This is a genomic window from Paenibacillus pasadenensis (assembly GCF_023715725.1).
GTDB lineage: Bacteria > Bacillota > Bacilli > Paenibacillales > Paenibacillaceae > Paenibacillus_O > Paenibacillus_O pasadenensis_A.
Genome location: NZ_JAMBOT010000001.1, coordinates 561,905 through 579,533, shown reverse-complemented (window position 1 = coordinate 579,533; position 17,629 = coordinate 561,905). Strand labels below are relative to the sequence as shown.

General features: G+C 51.2%; 19 protein-coding genes. 17 read left to right on the top strand and 2 right to left on the bottom strand.

The genetic code is table 11. The features are described from left to right. The first annotated feature begins 111 nt into the window (after positions 1–111). The 6 genes from pyrF (at position 112) to M3223_RS02740 (ending at position 4,958) form a co-directional block, all read left to right on the top strand. Positions 112–858: an orotidine-5'-phosphate decarboxylase gene (gene pyrF / locus M3223_RS02765; protein ID WP_251558699.1), complete on the top strand. Its 747-nt coding sequence runs from the start codon at positions 112–114 to the stop codon at positions 856–858. Further along, complete coding sequence (pyrE, locus tag M3223_RS02760) at positions 855–1,502, top strand: orotate phosphoribosyltransferase (RefSeq protein ID WP_251558697.1); 648 nt, start codon at positions 855–857, stop codon at positions 1,500–1,502. Before pyrF ends, pyrE begins: the two co-directional genes overlap by 4 nt. A gap of 119 nt (positions 1,503–1,621) precedes the next feature. Further along, positions 1,622–2,437: a hypothetical protein gene (locus M3223_RS02755; RefSeq protein ID WP_251558696.1), complete on the top strand. Its 816-nt coding sequence runs from the start codon at positions 1,622–1,624 to the stop codon at positions 2,435–2,437. Then, positions 2,434–3,027 (top strand): hypothetical protein, encoded by a 594-nt coding sequence (locus tag M3223_RS02750; protein ID WP_251558694.1) that lies wholly within the window; start codon positions 2,434–2,436, stop codon positions 3,025–3,027. Before M3223_RS02755 ends, M3223_RS02750 begins: the two co-directional genes overlap by 4 nt. Continuing rightward, on the top strand, positions 3,014–3,496 hold the full coding sequence (locus M3223_RS02745; RefSeq protein ID WP_251558692.1) for a GNAT family N-acetyltransferase: 483 nt from the start codon (positions 3,014–3,016) through the stop codon (positions 3,494–3,496). Before M3223_RS02750 ends, M3223_RS02745 begins: the two co-directional genes overlap by 14 nt. Before the next feature lie 127 nt (positions 3,497–3,623). Next, entirely contained in the window at positions 3,624–4,958 is a 1,335-nt protein-coding gene (locus tag M3223_RS02740; protein WP_251558690.1) for a stalk domain-containing protein, read from the top strand. Positions 4,959–5,074: 116 nt separating this feature from the next. Here M3223_RS02740 and M3223_RS02735 read toward each other — a convergent pair whose 3' ends face one another. Further along, positions 5,075–5,932, bottom strand: coding sequence for a LysR family transcriptional regulator (locus M3223_RS02735; protein WP_251558688.1), 858 nt, complete (start codon positions 5,930–5,932; stop codon positions 5,075–5,077). A 161-nt stretch (positions 5,933–6,093) separates the two neighbouring features. On the opposite strand from M3223_RS02735, the gene M3223_RS02730 reads away from it, so the two are divergent. From M3223_RS02730 to M3223_RS02700, 7 genes are all read left to right on the top strand, one after another. Next, positions 6,094–7,221: an NADH:flavin oxidoreductase gene (locus M3223_RS02730; protein WP_251558687.1), complete on the top strand. Its 1,128-nt coding sequence runs from the start codon at positions 6,094–6,096 to the stop codon at positions 7,219–7,221. A 328-nt stretch (positions 7,222–7,549) separates the two neighbouring features. Next, complete coding sequence (locus tag M3223_RS02725; protein WP_251558685.1) at positions 7,550–8,611, top strand: ABC transporter ATP-binding protein; 1,062 nt, start codon at positions 7,550–7,552, stop codon at positions 8,609–8,611. Then, complete coding sequence (locus M3223_RS02720; RefSeq protein WP_251558683.1) at positions 8,608–9,432, top strand: ABC transporter permease; 825 nt, start codon at positions 8,608–8,610, stop codon at positions 9,430–9,432. The genes M3223_RS02725 and M3223_RS02720 overlap by 4 nt, the downstream gene beginning before the upstream one ends. After that, positions 9,422–10,243 carry an ABC-2 family transporter protein gene (locus tag M3223_RS02715; RefSeq protein ID WP_251558681.1) on the top strand — a complete coding sequence of 274 codons (822 nt, stop codon included), beginning with the start codon at positions 9,422–9,424 and terminating at the stop codon, positions 10,241–10,243. Before M3223_RS02720 ends, M3223_RS02715 begins: the two co-directional genes overlap by 11 nt. An 80-nt stretch (positions 10,244–10,323) precedes the next feature. After that, the gene (locus tag M3223_RS02710) at positions 10,324–10,509 is read left to right on the top strand and encodes a hypothetical protein (protein WP_251558679.1); all 186 of its coding nucleotides are present in this window, start codon (positions 10,324–10,326) and stop codon (positions 10,507–10,509) included. A gap of 173 nt (positions 10,510–10,682) precedes the next feature. Beyond that, the gene (locus tag M3223_RS02705; protein WP_251558677.1) at positions 10,683–11,495 is read left to right on the top strand and encodes an imm11 family protein; all 813 of its coding nucleotides are present in this window, start codon (positions 10,683–10,685) and stop codon (positions 11,493–11,495) included. Positions 11,496–11,785: 290 nt separating this feature from the next. Continuing rightward, entirely contained in the window at positions 11,786–12,226 is a 441-nt protein-coding gene (locus tag M3223_RS02700; RefSeq protein ID WP_251558675.1) for an alpha/beta fold hydrolase, read from the top strand. Between the two features lie 111 nt (positions 12,227–12,337). Here M3223_RS02700 and M3223_RS02695 read toward each other — a convergent pair whose 3' ends face one another. Next, positions 12,338–13,225 (bottom strand): AraC family transcriptional regulator, encoded by an 888-nt coding sequence (locus tag M3223_RS02695; RefSeq protein ID WP_251558673.1) that lies wholly within the window; start codon positions 13,223–13,225, stop codon positions 12,338–12,340. A gap of 132 nt (positions 13,226–13,357) precedes the next feature. Between M3223_RS02695 and M3223_RS02690 the strand changes: the two genes are divergently transcribed. The 4 genes from M3223_RS02690 to M3223_RS02675 all read left to right on the top strand — a co-directional run bounded on the left by M3223_RS02690 (position 13,358) and on the right by M3223_RS02675 (position 17,279). Next, positions 13,358–14,185 carry a phytanoyl-CoA dioxygenase family protein gene (locus tag M3223_RS02690; protein WP_251558671.1) on the top strand — a complete coding sequence of 276 codons (828 nt, stop codon included), beginning with the start codon at positions 13,358–13,360 and terminating at the stop codon, positions 14,183–14,185. Positions 14,186–14,860: 675 nt separating this feature from the next. Then, entirely contained in the window at positions 14,861–15,673 is an 813-nt protein-coding gene (locus M3223_RS02685) for an alpha/beta hydrolase (protein ID WP_251558669.1), read from the top strand. A gap of 24 nt (positions 15,674–15,697) precedes the next feature. Then, positions 15,698–16,183, top strand: a complete 486-nt coding sequence (locus M3223_RS02680; protein WP_251558667.1) for a glutathione peroxidase — start codon at positions 15,698–15,700, stop codon at positions 16,181–16,183. A gap of 106 nt (positions 16,184–16,289) precedes the next feature. Next, the gene (locus M3223_RS02675) at positions 16,290–17,279 is read left to right on the top strand and encodes a Gfo/Idh/MocA family protein (protein ID WP_251558665.1); all 990 of its coding nucleotides are present in this window, start codon (positions 16,290–16,292) and stop codon (positions 17,277–17,279) included. Positions 17,280–17,629: the final 350 nt, after the last annotated feature.

Below are 17,629 nucleotides of genomic sequence, written 5' to 3'. Positions count from 1 at the left end.
GGCGCGGTCTGACGGACCCGATGAACGGGACGGCGGACCGCTTCTCTCGGCGGATGGCCTTTCTCTATGCCCGAATGATTGACAGAAGTGAACGTAAAGGAGGAACAAGCGATGAGCGCAACAACGATAAGCCGCGAGCAGGCAGCCGGAAAAGTGATGGTGGCTCTGGATTACCCGGATGCAGCTTCCGCCGAGACGCTTTTGAAACAGCTGGAGGGCATACCTTGTTACATGAAGGTAGGCATGCAGCTGTATTATGCGGCCGGCCCGGAATTTGTCCGGATGCTCAAGGCGCGCGGCTACCGTGTGTTTCTCGATGTAAAAATGCATGATATCCCCAATACGGTAAAAGGCGGCGCAGGGAGCGTAACCAGGCTTGGCGTGGATATGTTCAATGTGCATGCAGCAGGCGGCCGTGACATGATGGAGGCGGCAATGGAAGGCGTGGAAGAGGCGCTTGCCGCTGATGCCAGCCTAACGAAGCCGACTGTAATCGCCGTTACCCAGCTTACAAGCACAAGCGAAGAAGTGCTGAACGACGAAATCGGCATTCCGGGCACGGTTGCGGAATCTGTGGCGCGTTACGCGCTGCTTGCCATTGCTTCCGGTCTGGACGGCGTTGTTGCTTCACCGCATGAGGTCGGGCTGGTGAAGGACACCTGCGGACCTGCTTTCCAGACCGTAACGCCGGGAATCCGCCCTGCAGGAGCAGATATCGGAGATCAGTCCCGCATTATGACGCCGCAAGCGGCGCTGCAGGCAGGTACTGACTTCATGGTCATCGGAAGACCGATTACCCGGGCGGCTGACCCGCGAGCCGCGCTGGAATCCATTATTGAGGAGCTGATCCAAGCATGACAACGGTAAGCCTGAATCAACTGCCGCGCGAGATCGCCGGCAAGCTTTTGGACATCGGAGCGGTTGCGCTGAGCCCGGATGAGCCTTTTACATGGACGTCCGGTTTAAAATCCCCTATTTATTGCGATAACCGCTTGACGATGTCCTACCCGGACATTCGCGAGCTGGTAGCAGAGGGCTTCGCAGCAGTTATCCGCGAGCAATTCCCGGATGCTGAGGTAATCGCGGGCACGGCGACGGCCGGCATTCCGCATGCGGCATGGGTTGCGCAAAAGCTGAACCTGCCGATGGCGTACATTCGCGACAAAGCAAAGGGCCACGGCAAGCAAAATCAGATTGAAGGACGTATCGCCGAAGGCCAAAAGGTCGTCGTTATCGAAGATCTGATCTCCACGGGCGGAAGCTCCATTAAAGCGGCTCAAGCTGTACGCGAGGCAGGAGCGGAAGTGTTGGCGGTGGTAGCGATTTTCACGTATCAGTTTGCCAGCGCGGAAGCGGCATTCGCAGAAGCAGGCGTTCCATTGCAGACGCTGTCCAGCTATTCGGCGCTGATTGACGTTGCCGCAGAACGCGGCATCGTGGCGAGCGGCCAGCTCGCTTCGCTGAAGGCATGGCGCGAAGATCCGGCCAGCTACGGCAAGTAAACGAAGTTGAATGAAGTTGAACAACCGCCAAGGCGCAGCTGCCTTGGCGTTTTTTTTACATCTATTTTTTCCACACATCTGCTATTATTGTTAGGTTAAAGGAAAAGAGGCGGGGCAATTTGAAAGCGAAGCTTAATTGGAAAGCGGCATCTGCAGCAGCAGCTTTGCTCGTTGGAGCAAGCTGGATCGGCAATCTCCTTTATTGGAACAGCATGCAGCTGAGAAAAACTTATGTATTTGAACAAAACGTGCGAATTAATTCAGAAGTTAGTCAGATGCTGAACGTTAATTTCATAGAAGACAATTATGCCAGCAGCAAAGTAGGCGCTATTCAGCTGGAGGGACATCCGCAAATCCGGTTTGATCTTATGAAAAATAATGAAAATGTGTATCAGCAGCAAATGAGAGCTTGGACGGAAATAAACCCGCAGGAGCCTTGGTTTAAGGAGTTGAAGTCGGGGCCGCTCAATCTGCTTCTCTTTTATGATGACGGCCGTACGGAAAAAGTTACTCTTGGGACGTTGGAGATGATGAGCGGGGAAAACCAGCTCCTGGAAATGCGTCAGTCCGGAGGTGGCGGCGGAGGTCAACAAATGTATGCAGACACCTTGGCCCGTGATGCCGTCTTGGAAAACGTGGATGTTTCGCCGCCGCAGCTGAAAAGCAGTTTAGAGCTGACGGTGGATGGAAAAACGCTTGACGAAACAAAGCTTCCGCATGGTTATCAAAAAGGGGAGACAATTCGGCTTCAATGGTCGGACAGCCTGGGGCAAGGAATCGATCCGCGTGTCATGGATCTGGCTGAGCTGAAGCTAAGCTTCCGTCTGCCTGACGGTCAAGCGGTCGTTGAACGGCTGCCGCTTTATTCCTATGAAACCTTATCCAATCAGCAGCTTGCGGAGCTCGTCCGCAAAGAGAGAGGGGAGACAAAATGACTCCAAGCTGGATTAGGCCTCTTCGCCGCATCGGCTGGGGGCTCACCCTCATTCTGTTTGATGTGCGGCTCGGATCTGTTGATGTGCTGCCGGATGCGATCGGGTATATTTTGGCTGCTTCGGGGCTGCGAGCAATTTCTCCAGGGATTCCTTCATTTTTATGGGCGGGCAGGTTAAGCTGGCTGCTCGTTCTGCTGTCGCTTGCCGATCCGTTTTTTGCCTTTACTTTTGCCAATGCCGAAGAAATGCGTCCGCCTTATATTCACGCGGTAGGCCAGATCTATTTTGCCCTGCATGCCGTGTTTGTCTTGCTTTTATGTTATGGATTTGAAGGGCTGGCCCTGAAATGGCGGGCTTTAGAGCTGCTTCAAGCTATCCGTACCAGGCGGTCCTTCTATGCTTTTGTTACCTTTGTTATGCTTCTGTTTTATCCTTTTGTTTTTAATATGGATTATAGTGACTGGTTTTTAACTAAAGTAGCGGGTGCGGGGCTCATCGTGCTGCTGGAATTTCTCGTGCTGAGAATTCCATTCCGTTTGTCCCGTATCAAACCGCTGAAAAAAGGAGGGAATCTGGATGTCTACGGTTGAGTTTTACCGGTTGAGTCCTAGCGATTTGCCGCCGATGGATCTGCTGCTGCTTGCCGATCCTTCAGAGAAGATGGTCGCTTCCTATATCGGACGCGGCGAATGCTGGACATTATCGGAAGGGCATGAGGGTACCGTCGGGGTGTACGTGCTTATTCCGACGCGTCCCGGGACAATGGAGCTGGTCAATGTCGCCGTTGTCGAGAGGCATCAAGGACAAGGATTGGGTAAACGGCTCGTGCAGCATGCGGTCAACCGGGCTCGCGAGTTGGGGGTGCTGACGCTGGAAATCGGCACGGGAAATTCCGGCATGGGCCAGCTTGCTCTTTATCAGAAATGCGGTTTCCGCATTACCGGCGTGGACCGGGACTTTTTTGTACGGCATTATGACGAGCCAATCGTTGAAAACGGCATTCCATGCGTCGATATGATTCGCTTATCTATGGATTTGCATCGAGAAGAAGCCAGATAGACGGCTGCCGAGATACGAAGCAGCACTTTAGAAATTCCGATAGACAAGTTTAACCGCGCCCCTGATAATAGGATAGTAGTTTCCAGTTGATGGAGAGATTACATAATCAAGGGCAGGGGATGAAGAAATGCAGGGATTTAAAAAAATGGCCGTGGCGATTAGCGCCGCCGCTTTTATTGCAACAGGCATCGGCGGAGCGGCGGCGAGTGCAGCTCCGGCGAAGGAAACCGCAATCAGCGTGTATTTGAACGGCAAAAAGCAGGCTTATGACCAGCCTCCGGTAATTGTGAACGGATCAACGCTTGTGCCACTGCGTGGAATATTTGAAGGTCTTGGCGCCAAAATTTCATTAAACGGCAAAACGATTACGGCTACAAAAGGCTTTACGACGATCCAGCATACGATCGGCCAGAACTGGGCGGTTGTTGACGGCGAAACAGTCCCGCTTTCCCAATCTTCGCTTGTTTTGAAAGGCCGTACACTCGTGCCGCTGCGTTTTATCGGTGAGGCGCTCGACAGTAAAGTAAGCTGGAATTCGGCGAAAAAGCAGGTAACCGTCGCGGCTCTTACCGGCGCTGAGCTGCAGACCCGCTGGGCCGATAAGGCGGATGCGTTTGTATGGGCGGGCAAGCTGGATAAGCTCCAGCAAATGCTGAAGCTAGGCTGGAAGCCGGCGCTGAGCGAGCAGGCCTGGATGAACAGCGTATTTACGAAAAATAAAGAGATGGTGAAGCTGTTCCTGGACAACGGGGCGAACGTCAATCTCTTGGTAGAAATGGAAAACGAAAGCTCGTTAGCTCTGCTTGAGGTTGCAACGCTGCCGTATCGTGAGACAGCCGAAGGCGATTATTATGATACAACGGAGCAGGCGGATCTGGAGCTGCTGGGCCTTTTGTTGGCGGCCAAGCCTAACCTAGCCTTGCTGGAGCAGCAAAACGGCAGCCTGCTGTGGACGGCCGTAACCTCCAACCGGCTGCTGCTTGCCGAAGAGCTGATTAAGGCCGGCGCAACCGTGAAGTCGGATGGCCAGAAGAAGTTCAAGGCTCCGCTTGTCGGCGCGGCTGGTTATGTGGACGAAAACGGCAATCGCGCCATCCCCATGATGGAGCTGCTGCTCAAAAACGGAGCGGATGCCAACGATTGCAACTGCGATACGTCGGAGGAGTATACGCCGCTGGAGTACGCAAGCAGCGTAATTTACGCTTCTGAGGATGACAGCGCTGAGTTCCAGCCCGATATCCGTGCCGTTCAGCTTCTGCTGCAATATGGCGCCGATCCTAAGCTCGACCATTCCTTGTTCGAGGCTGTCGCTGCCGAATCGTTGGATATCGTCAAGCTGCTGCTTGAAAAAGGCGCTGACCCGAACAAACATTACCCGATTGCAGACCAGACTCCGCTAGGTCTTGCCCGTCAGATCGATAACAAAGAGCTGATTGCGCTGCTGGAAGGCAAAACGGCGTAGGTCACTTTTTCCGCTTTAAGCACTAAAAACCTTCGGAAAGCTGCGCCTGTAAAGGCGGGCTGTTTCCGAGGGTTTTTTTGCCTGGGAGGGGCGCCGGTGCCGCAATCGTAACTGGCTTATGCCCAGTTTCTTGCATGGCTTTTTATTAAAGAGATCATACGAGTCATTGCGGGTGAAAGCCACTTATCTTTATGGTAGGCCAAGTAAGTTGAAATTGCAGGGCGTTCTGGTCCAACCTCTTGAGCCCGCAGCTTGTGGGTTTCTAATTCTTCTTTTACCGAAAAATACGGGACCATTGAAATTCCAAGGCCGTTTCTGACGCATTGTTTAATTGCTTCCATACTTTGAAATTCTAAACTGTCCTTAACCTCCATTTGTTTGAAATTAATGTAATCCTTAAATACGGCCTTGTAGCTGCAGTTCCGTTCCGAATAAAGAACCGCTCCCTGTTCCAGCTTCTGATGAATAGGCGGACTAATGATGACCATTTTTTCTCTTAAAAGCTGTTCCGAATTAAGGTCGGCCGCTTCCCATGAATCCTTTTCCAGTATTAATGCAAGATCAATATCTCCCGTTTGAAAGCTTGAACTAATATCTTGGTAATCGAGCGATTTAATAGATAAATTGACCTTAGGGTAAAGCCTCCTGTACTCGACAAGAAGAGCGGGAACGCGGCAGATCATAAGCGACTCCGATATCCCGATTCTGAGCTCACCAGCCGGCTCGTCATCCGTTGTTAAGGCTTGATTGTATAATTCGATAATCTTTAAAGCATAGGGAAGAAACTGCTGCCCGTAATGGGTAAGGACGACTTTTTTGCCCAAGCGGTCAAAAATAGGCTTTCCGATTTCTGCTTCCAAATCTTTAATATGGGTTGTGACGGACGATTGGGCGTAGCCTAAGTGCTCGGCAGCTTTTTTAAAGCCGCCTTTTTCCACAATCGTTTTTAAGGTGATGAGATGACGGAGCTCCATTACTTCACGCCTTTCAAAAAGATAGACTTTAGAATTCAGATTCAGTTCAATATTATTGAATTAAATGATCTAATTTATCAATTTTACTGAAACAAACGCCATGTTTATAATGTACCTATCCACGGAGGATGATTCAAGTCTAATAAACGGGAGGATTCATAATGACTCATATAGATGTTTTAACCGACAGCTTGAACTTAGGTTCTACAACCTTGAAAAATCGGGCAGCCGTTGCTCCTATGACACGCATAAGCGCAACTCCGGAAGGGCTGGCAACCGATCAAATGGCTTCCTACTATGCTTCATTTGCGCGGGGCGGGTTTGGACTTATTATTACCGAGGGAGTTTATACGGATGAATTATTTAGCCAGGGTTATTTTGATCAGCCCGGGCTGGCTAATGATGCGCAAGCACAATCTTGGAAAAAGGTTGTCGGAGCCGTTCATCATGCGGGTGCAAAAATTATAGCCCAGTTGATGCATGCGGGCGGTATTTCTCAAGGAAACCGCTTTGCCGCGCAAACGCTGGCCCCTTCTTCCGTACAGCCAAAAGGCGAACAGCTATCGTTTTATAAAGGTGAAGGCCCTTATCCGACACCAGGCGAAGCGACAAAGGAAGATCTCCAAAACGTTATTAAAGGCTTTGTCGACTCGGCAGTACGGGCTAAAACAATTGGATTTGACGGAGTGGAAATTCATGGTGCAAACGGGTATTTGCTCGATCAGTTTCTTACGGATTATAGCAATCAGCGTACAGATGAATATGGTGGTTCTACGGTAAATCGGGTACGTTTTTTGATGGAAGTATCACATGCGGTCCGCCAGGCGGTGGGACAAGACTTCACGGTCGGCATTCGCATTTCCCAAGGAAAAGTTAACGATTTTGTTCATAAATGGGCAGGGAAAGAGGAAGATGCAAAAATCATATTTGGCCGATTAGGACAGGCTGGCCTTAACTATATTCACGTAACGGAGTACCAAGCCTGGCAGCCTGCTTTTCCGGAACATGAGGGTGACAGCAGCGGAAAATCGCTTGCGGCTCTAGCCAAAAAGTACGCTGAGCTTCCTGTGTTTGCAAACGGTCATTTAGAGGAGCCGTCCATGGCGAATGAAATGCTTGCAAACGGCGATGCGGATCTAGTCACGATAGGCAAAGGGGCTCTCGCAAATCATGATTGGGTCAATAAAATCAAAAATGGAGTTCCGCAAACTCCATTTGATCCCGAACAGATTTTGAAGCCGGATGCAAAAATTAAAGAATTTGAGATCATGGATACAGATCTAAATTAAAGTTGGAGTTAAACAAGCTGTATGAAAAAAATGCTTTACCTTCCGTTTTTTGGAGTGTAATATGTTACATCAAACGGAAGGGCTTCTAGGGATCCGGGAAGCGGTCGGCTTTGAATGCCGTCCGGCTTTGCCGAACCGAGCGAGGCCGGCGCGGCGCGATAGGCCGCGTACACCGTAAGGGATAAAAGACCTTCGGAAAGTTCCGCCTGCAGTATGCAGGCTGCTTTCCGGGGGTCTTTTTGGCGTTGACGGATATGGAGCGTAGAGCGCACCTCGGAAAGCCAGATTCGAGCTGAACCGCTATTACAGAGACGGGAGGAGCAGAAAGATGAACGTGCTGGAGACGAAGGGTTTAGCAAAAACGTTTCGCATCAAGCGCAAGGAGGCTGGACTTGGCGCGAGCATCCGCTCGTTATGGGCTCCGCAGTGGATCGACAAGCAGGCGGTGGGCGGGATCGATCTGACTGTGGCAGAAGGTGAAACGGTTGCTTTTCTGGGGCCCAACGGAGCAGGAAAGTCGACAACGATTAAGATGCTGACAGGAATTCTGCATCCGGATTCCGGGGAAGCGAACGTGCTTGGTTACGTGCCCTGGAGGGATCGGAAACGGCTTGCCTACCGGATCGGCACGGTATTCGGACAAAAGTCTCAGCTTTGGTACCATTTGCCGCCAATCGATACGTTTGAGCTGATGAGCCGAATTTATGAGCTGGACCGGACGGAGTTCCGCCAGCGCCGCGACAGTTTGATCGAACGGTTTGAGCTGGCTCCTTACCTGAGCACTCCGGTGCGGAGGCTGTCGCTTGGCGAGCGGATGCGCTGTGAAATCGCCTGTTCGTTTCTGCACCGTCCCGCACTGCTATTTCTCGACGAACCGACGATTGGACTGGACGCCATCATCAAGGAGCGCATCCGTGAGCTGATTGCGGAGCTCAACCGCGAGGAAGGCACAACGGTATTTCTGACCTCGCATGATGCCGGAGACATTGAACGCCTTTGCCGAAGGGCTGTTGTAATTCACCATGGGGGCATCATGGTTGACGGGCCAGTGGAGCGGCTGAAACGGGACATTTTACGATATAAAACGGTGACTATCCGAACGCCTGACGCCGCCGGGCCAGAGCTGACGTTCGACTCAACCGGCAAAGAGCATCCAGCAGCTTTATTATCGCTTCCATTCGGGACGCAAAGGCTGCCGTCTGAGCCGGCCCTGCTCAAACTGTCCGTTGATTTGACGGTAACAGAGGTAGGCGTAGTGTTGGCCGAGCTGATGAGCCGCCTCATCATTCTGGATGTGACCATCGAGGACCCTCCCATGGAAGAGGTAATTAAAACGCTTTATGAACGAAACCAGGAAATCCCTGTTTTTGAGGAGGGTACTCCGCCATGAGCCAAGTTCTCAACAGATTGGGCAAAAAGACGGCTAAGTATATCGCAGTTGGCCGAATCACATTAAAGCAGCAGCTGGCTTACCGGATGGATTTTTTGATGCGCTCCATGTTCATGCTCCTTATTCTGTATGTGTTTATGCAGCTGTGGACGGCTGCCTACAGCGCCCAGGGCGGCGGATTGCAGGCAACAATGGGTGGTTTTTCGCTAAAGGATATTATCTGGTATCTGGTTTTGACGGAGGCATTCTCGCTTGCTTTTCCCCGGCTGTGCACACAAATAGAAGAGGAGGTTAAAAACGGCGGTGTTGCTGTGCGATTGTTGACGCCGATCTCCTATAACGGCTATCAGTATTTCGTCTATATGGGTGAAGGCTTGCTGCGATTTCTGATCCTGCTTGCCTGCGGTTCGGCAATTGGCCTGTTGTTTGTCGGACCGCCGGAGTTCGGCGGAGGCTGGGCGGCATTTGCAGCGCTTGGACTTGGCAACTTTACGCTCGCTTTCCTGCTTAATCTGTGCGTAGCCCTTTGCGCTTTCTGGGTGGAGGAGACGAGAGGGCTGGAGTTCGTGCTGCAAAAGCTGCAATTTACCGCTGGGGGCATGCTGATTCCGCTTGATTTGATGCCCCACTGGCTGCAGCAGATTTGCGTCTGGCTTCCGTTTCAAGCGGTGCTGTATTTTCCGGCAAAAGCGGCCGTGAGCGGAGGAGCCGGACTTGGAGGGTATTTGCTGCTTCAGCTCCTATGGATCGTGCTGCTGGGAGGACTGGCCGCTTGGATTTATGCCCGGGGAGTGAGGAGGCTGAACGTTAATGGCGGTTGAAAAAAGGGCTCGGAGAAGCTCCTTGCTGCGAGGAACGCTGCCTTTTCTGCTGACCTGCTGGAAGCTGAATTTGGCCGGAGCCATGGAGTTCCGGCTCAGCTTCCTGCTGACGGCGGGAATGATGTTTTTGAACAATACGATCTGGATTCTGTTTTGGAGCATATTTTTCAGCCGTTTTCCTTCTGTTGCCGGTTGGGAGCTGAGCGATATTATGATGTTGTGGGCTATAAGCGCCGGAGGCTACGGCTGGGCAAGCATGCTGTTCGGCAATTTTAACCGCATTGCTTATTTAGTTGCGCAAGGCGAGCTGGATGTTTATTTGACGCAGCCAAAGCCGCTGCTGCTGAATGTTTTGGCAAGCCGCATGTCGCTCATGGCAATTGGGGATTTCCTGTTCGGGTTAGCGATGTATGTTTATATTGGCGAACATACGCTGGGGGGACTGCTCCGGTTTTTGCTGGCTCTGTTTCTTTCGGGGCTGTTTTTTCTCTTTTTTACGTTGGCTGCCGGTTCTCTCGCTTTTTTCATCGGCAATGCGGAAGGGCTTGCCTATCAGCTGTTCAACAGTTACGTGATGTTCACGACCTATCCTTCCGATATATTTAAAGGGTTTGCCAAAACGCTGCTGTTCACCGTATTTCCGGCGGGTTTTATCAGCTTTATGCCAATTGGACTGCTGCGCAGCTGGGATACCGGCTTCATGGTAACGACCGCCGCTGCGCTTCTGCTGCTTGTTTCCGTGGCGCTGCTGCTGTTCTATGGCGGACTGCGGAGGTACAGCTCCGGCAACCGGATGGTGATGAGAAGCTAGCAGTTGGCGGCGGGAGAGCCTGGGGCGCTGGTTAGAGGGGGCCAGTCGGGACCGGAGCGTACCAGTCGGACGCTGTCCGAATGCAGTTCGGGGATGAGCCGGAGCAGGCGGATCTGGCGCAGCTGGGGTCCGAGCCGAAGCGTGCCGATTTGGTGCAGTCCGGGTCCGAGCCGGAGCGGGCTTATCTGGTGCAGTTTGAGCACGAGCCGCGGCTAACGCAACTGAGAACGCTTATTCGGGCAAAATTTCACATTTTTAAAACGTAACGCAACTGAGAGGCCTTATTAGCCAATGAAAGGCTCAAAAGGCTCAAAATATGGGGTCATAACGCTTCTCAGTTGCGTTAGAAATTTTGAACTCGTCAAAATGATGGAATAGCGCTTCTCAGTTGCGCTAAACCTGGTAGCGTAGCCGAGCAATTCAAAATGGAGGATGAATCTTGAAAGCTTATCAATACGTGACTAGTGAAAAATGCATGATTTTAGCGGCAGTCAAAGATCGAACCCATCCCTTTGTGTCTAGTTTTGATGGGGAATCTAAGCTTCAAAATTGGACTTTTATTGAGATCGAAACATTATACAAAAAGAAGTATGACTGTTTTCCTCACTACCTTTGCGGTGTTCCAATATTCTCGGAAAAAGTAAAGCTTGTTTTGGAGCCATATTTAAACAATGAAGTTGAATTTCTGCCACTAGGACATAAACACCTAAAATTGTATGCGATAAATGTGACAAATGTATTGGATTGCGTGGATTGGGACCGCTCAGATATACAAAAGTTTAACGATGGGTCTTTTGCTGGTTTTAATAAACTTGTGTTTGACTTCACTAAAATCCCGCCGAATACCTACATCTTCAAATATAAAGAAAGGGCGACTACCTACGTATACGTAACCGAACTATTCAAAGAGCTCGTTGAAAAGTTCAAGTTGAAAGGGCTAGATTTCTCCAATGTATTTGATTCGGAATGGACGGAAGAAAGGGAGCTGCAACAGCAGCGAATATTTGAGGAGAAATTGGTCAGTATTGAGCAGAATAAAGGACCTGAATTTTCCTATGATCAAGCTGTCTCTATGGTTAATGAGGGGTTTACTGTGCAAAGCGGTAAATGGAGGATGCAGCTAGATGCCAAAGGCCAATTTTTGCTCGGAGAGCTGTTAAAAGATTTATCTTATCAGTGGATTAAACCTACTTTTATCCCTCCTATACTTCTTTGTTGCCCGTGGCATGTCACGCAGCCTTCATCCGGTTAATTGACATGCCAACAACACTTTCACGGAGGCTTCAGACTCATACACGCTGAACAGTCGCACTCGCTCGGACAAAGCTTTTACTTCCAAACGGCAGAAGGTAGGAAGCTGCATTATAGGGTAAAGGATAGCGGAGAGCTGACGGTTGTATTCGAATCCGGATTGGGGTTGTCCGGATCGGTGTGGGGGCAGGTTGTTCCAGATGCGGCTCGGCTGGCCTGAACCGTCGTGTACGACCGCGCTGGCATTGGGAGCAGCGATGCTGATCCCAGACCTCGCCCACGATGGAGCGTTTGGCTGGCGATATGGGCGAGCTGTTGACGGAGCTCGGACAGGGTCCGTTTCTGCTCGTCGGTCATGGTTGGGGCGGCCCGATTGTGCGCGCTGCCGCGGCGGCTGACCTTTCTCGCATTAGGGGATTGGTGCTGGTCGATCCGTCAGATGAGCGATGCGATTCAAAGGCCGATTTTGCTTCTGAAAATTTTACAAGGAAAGCGGCACGAGCGATGCTAGCGGAGCACACGGCGTTTCTGGAAGAGCTGGCCAAGCTTCGCGCTGAACCGCCGCAGCTCGGCGAATTGGATGTAAGCATCCTCACAGGAACCGTCGTAACCGCAGCAGAACGCCGTATCCGCCCCGCAATCTCCGCCGCGCACAGGGAATCCGCAGCAGCGCTCCCGAATCGTCGGTTGGTGGAAGCGCCGCGTTCCCGGCCACAACATTTTGTTCACTGAGCCTGACCTGATCGTGAGTGAGCTTGAACGTATGCTGCTGCACAACCGGCCGGTCCAACCCATCGGAAAATGAAGCGCGGCTGCCGGAGAGGTTAAGCTGATCTATCGGAGCTACCCCTCCGACTCCGGCCCTTTGCTGCCGATCATTCGGAATTGGGAAGGGGTTAGGCCCGTCACATCCTTGAATTGATGGCTAAAATAATGAACGCTTTTGAACCCGAGCCGCAGCGCAAGCGGCTCCATTTTTTCTCCCCGCAGCAGCGCTTGCTTGGCGCTCTTGATCCGCTCCCGAATAATAAACGGTTTTGGCGTCATGCCTGTTTCCTGCTTGAATAGTTTGGAGAAATGAATGGGATGATAGCCGCACAAAGCGGCCAGCTCCGCCACGGACCAGTTGCGGTCGGGCTGCAGCTGCATCGCTTGAATGGCAGGCTCAATGTTGCTGTTAGGGCGGTCCGCGCGGCTTCCTTTATATAAATTCCGGAAAATGACGGTGAGCGCCTGCAGCATGAGAGCGCGCATAGCAGTGGAGTATCCGGGTTGCTCCTCGTTGTACTCCTTAACGATTCTGGCCCAAATTGCTTCAATTCCCGCTACTTCAAATAACGTTGGAATAGACAATTGATTCGCAGTTCCGGCGGTCAGCACGGGCAAGTCCGGCGCTCCGCTTGGCGGCCAATTGTCGTAAAATTTAATGCCGAATCCAGGGTGAACAGGCTCTGGAGATTCGCGGTTCCAGTCAAAGTGAATGCTGTAAAACTCGGTTCGTTCCGTCGTTTTTAAGAAGGTTTGGCATTCCGGCCCGTAGTAAACGCATTGTCCCGGCTTTATCGCATAGGTTTTTCCGTCAATGTTTAATTCGGCACAGCCTGCAACGACATTCAGAATTTGACAGTCGGGTATAATTCGAACGCCCCAGTTCTCATCTGCTTCCACAATTTGTCTCATGGCAAAGTTAACGGCAGGCGCGATTTTATCCAAAAGAATCATGGAGGCCATAAGCTTCGCCCCTCTCCCGCGATATTAAAAAAGCGCAAATAACAGCTTAAGTTTCAGGAAATACATCGGTATGCGCTTCCATTATGATGGTATCAGTAAATCATAATCAAACCCGAGGAGAGGTGCAAGAGTATGTTAAACGCTGCACAGCTGGCCGAATTTGAGCAAAATGGATTTTTAAAGGGCGACGTCATTTTGAGCGCTTCCGAGGTGGATCATCTGCGTGAAGAGCTGGATCTTATTTTGGAAGGCAAAACGGTCAAAAAGCCGGTTCTTCAGCATAATATGCGTCCAGAGGAAGCAGATGCCCTTTACAAAGGAATGAAGATGAGCGTCACCGAAAAGGTTATTCAAATCGTGAATACGTGGATGGCAAGTGATGCCTATATGCAGCAGTGCGCGCATCCGGTCATTTGCCAGGAGGTTGCGCAGCTGTGCAAAACGGATACGCTTCGCATTTGGCATGACCAGATTCAATATAAGCCGCCTATTACGGGCGGACCGACGCCTTGGCATCAGGATCATCCGCTTTGGCCTGTTATCCAGCCGGCCGATCTCGTCAGTGCGTGGATTGCCCTTGACGATGCGGTTATCGAGAACGGCTGTATGTGGATGGTTCCGGGCAGCCACAAGTGGGGCGACCAGCAGAAATATATGGCCAGCGACGATAAATTCATGCCGTATCACCGCCAGCCCGGGTTTCTGCCAGAAGGCGCCGAGGTGAAGGCTGTGCCGTTCGAGATTAAAAAAGGTCAGGTCGGTTATCATCACAGCCTGACTTGGCACGGCAGCCCGCATAACCGTTCAGAGATGAAACGCAGAGGTTTCGCGGTTCACTATATGCCGGGCCACACCGTGTACGCGCCTACGAGCGCCCATCCGATGATCCCGTATGTTGAAGTTAAAGAAGGCGAGATTATGGCCGGGGAGCATTTCCCTGTTGTGTACAACGTAGGATAAAAGCGGAAGGATGATGCGCAAGCTCCTTAATAGGGGCTTGCGCTTTTTTTGTTTAATGTAGAAGAAGTAAGTCTCACTAAAAAATGGATGTATTCCAATTCTTAACAAAGGGAATCACTGATTCGCTTTTTTTAATTACATAAAACCAAATTGGCACCATGACAATTTGAAGGACAAAAATCCATTTGTAACCTCTGATTCGTTTGTACCAAACCCATAGGTTTAATCCAACGATAACTTCAGAAATAAAGAAACCTACAACTATACTTAGCAGGAACATATTGTAGACGGCGTCAACTGAAGCGAAACGGATATCGTTAGATGTTAGTGCAGAGCTTAGTTTGTCCAGGGCGATGTAGATTACAATCCAAATGACAAACAGGTAGAAGACCATCAGGATGAAAGTGGATAATAATTTAAGAAGTTTTTTCAAAAGCATACGCCCCTAATGGAATTTAGTTGAAAGAGATATTATCGTCACTTTTAATTATTTATATGAGATTCATATGGATTAACTCGCAGCTCCCGATGACGAAGCCGCTTGAACTGTATTTATTTAGTGTCCATACAGCGGTCTGAACTCTCCAAGGAAATAGCAGAAGGGAGGCACAAGTGCCGCCTCCGGTTTATAATGAGAGGATCAAGGTGAATTCATAGCGTAAAGGAGTGGAATTCATGGAGCGAATTGAGCTATGGCCGGAGGGAGCGCCGGGAGCTTTGGGCGAGACAGAAGAGGATCGTCCGCATCTGCTGCGCTTTCCGGCGGCGGAGGGCGGCGGCAAACGCGGCGCCGTTATCGTTTGTCCGGGAGGCGGGTACGGGATGCGGGCCGCGCATGAGGCGGAACCTGTTGCAGAGCTGTACCGCTCCAAAGGATTTCATGCGTTTGTTCTGCATTACCGGGTGGCGCCATATGCGTATCCGAGCGCTCTGCATGACGCGCAGCAGGCGATTCGTCTCGTGCGGCATCATGCGGAAGAATGGGGCGTAGATCCGGAACGAATAGCGCTGCTCGGTTTTTCTGCCGGGGGACATCTGGCTGCAAGCGCCGGGACGCTTTTCCACGACGGAGATCCGCTGGCGGACAATCCGGTAAGCCGAAACGGCTGCAGGCCGGATGCGCTTATCCTCTGTTATCCGGTCATAAGCATGAGGGACGGCATTGGACATGCCGGTTCCCGCCGGCTGCTGCTTGGCGACAGTCCGGACGAGGAGCTGGAGGCGCTGCTCAGCGCTGACGAGGCGGTGAACCCGGATACGCCTCCCGTGTTTATTTGGCATACGGCCGAAGACGCCGCTGTTCCGGTCAGCAACAGCCTGCGTTTTGCAGCGGCGCTGGCGCAGCATGGAATTCCGTTTGATTTGCATGTGTACGAAAAAGGTCCCCACGGCATCGGACTCGCGCCTGATGATCGCCGGGCCGTCGGCTGGGCCGAGCTTTCGGTCAGCTGGCTGGAGGATCGGGGCTGGCTCGGGAAGCAGATATAGATTGATGGAGAAGGGTGATAAGCCATGTCTATTTATGATATTGGTATTGAAACGGCAAAAGGGGAGCAAGAAACGCTGACGCCTTATAAGGGAAAAGTGATGCTCATCGTCAATACAGCGACCAAATGCGGTCTCGCGCCTCAGTTCGACGGACTGGAGAAGCTGCATCAGGATTACAAGGACAAAGGACTTGCCGTGCTCGGGTTTCCATGCGGGCAATTTCTTAATCAAGAGCCAGGAGACAATAGTCAAATTCAGCAAGCCTGCAAGCTGAATTTCGGCGTTACGTTCCCGCTGTACGGAAAGGTCAATGTTAACGGCGGCGAAGCCCATCCTCTGTACCGGCATTTAAAGGACCGGGCGAAAGGTGCTTTGGGCACAAAGGCGATCAAGTGGAATTTCACAAAGTTTCTAGTCGACCGGGAAGGCCGGGTCGTAAAACGTTTCGCGCCTACGGACAAGCCGGAACAAATCGAAGGAGAGATTGCCCGTCTTTTAAATGAAAATTAATTTGCAGCTGAGAGAGCGCGGGCTATGCTCCACGCTGAGTTTGCTTCAACCGGTACAGCCTGTGATAGACTAATAGGACACACATTAAGACTGGAGGAGTTATACCTTGCTTAGAATCGGCATCATCGGCTCCAACTTCATTACAGAAACGTTCGTCGACGCGGCGCGCAAAGTGGCCGGCCTGCAGCTTGCAGCTCATTACTCGCGCTCCGCCGAGCGCGGCGCTGAATTTGCGGACCGCTTCGGAATTCCGGTGCGCTTTACCAATCTTGAAGAGATGGCGGCCAGCGATGCAATCGACGCCGTGTATGTCGCCAGCCCGAATTCCTTCCATGCGCCGCAAGCAATTCTATTTATGCAGCATGGCAAACATGTGCTGTGTGAAAAGCCTATTGCTTCCAATACCCGCGAGCTTAAGGAAATGATCGCCGCTTCGCGCGAGCACGGCGTCCTGTTGATGGAAGCAATGAAATCAACCTTTCTGCCGAACTTTGCCGCAGTACGCGACAATCTTCATAAACTTGGCGACATCCGCCAGTATTTTGCGTCCTACTGCCAGTATTCCTCGCGCTACGACCGTTATAAAGAAGGAGAGATTCTAAACGCCTTTAAGCCGGAGCTGTCCAACGGCTCTCTGGTCGACATCGGCATTTATTGCATTTACCCGCTTGTAGCGCTATTTGGCAAGCCGGAGAAAGTTCAGGCCAGCGCGGTTATGATGGAATCCGGCGTAGACGGGCGGGGCGGACTGCTGCTTAGCTACAAAGGAATGGACGCCGTGGTCACCCATTCCAAATTGTCCGACTCCTATCTGCCCTCCGAAATTCAAGGGGAGAGCGGCATAATGCTGATTGAGCGGATCAGCCAGCCTAACGCTGTTCGTGTGCAGTACCGCGACGGGCGCCCCGAAGAGGAGCTGACCCAGCCGCAGGAAGAAAACACGATGATCTATGAAATTCAGGAGTTCGTCCGGCTTGTTTCGGAAGGCAAAACGGAGTCCGACATCAACACGTTTGAGCTTTCATTGTCCGTCATGGAAATTTTGGATGAGGCTCGCCGCCAAATTGGACTGGAGTTTCCGGCTGACCGCGGTTAATAGCAAACGTAAACCCGCCGGATTGATAGAAGAGCACCTGCAGCGCAAAAGCGCTGAGAGTGCTCTTTTTCAATCCGATTATTTCCAGTTGAAAATGAACGTATTCTCACATTCTGCTTCTGCAGATTATGAGCGCATAAGTCTATCTGAACGAATGAACAAATCATAGATGCAATTCAATCAAGGCCTAAAGATGCATGAATGAAAGCTCATCCCTATGAAAATTAGGACCTTTGAACTTATTTGCGGAATTATTTACATATTGCTGTATTTCAGTGTAACTTTTGCGATCATTCATCCGTCATAATGGAAAATGAGAAAGATGAGAAAAGTGAGGGTCGAGCTGCAGC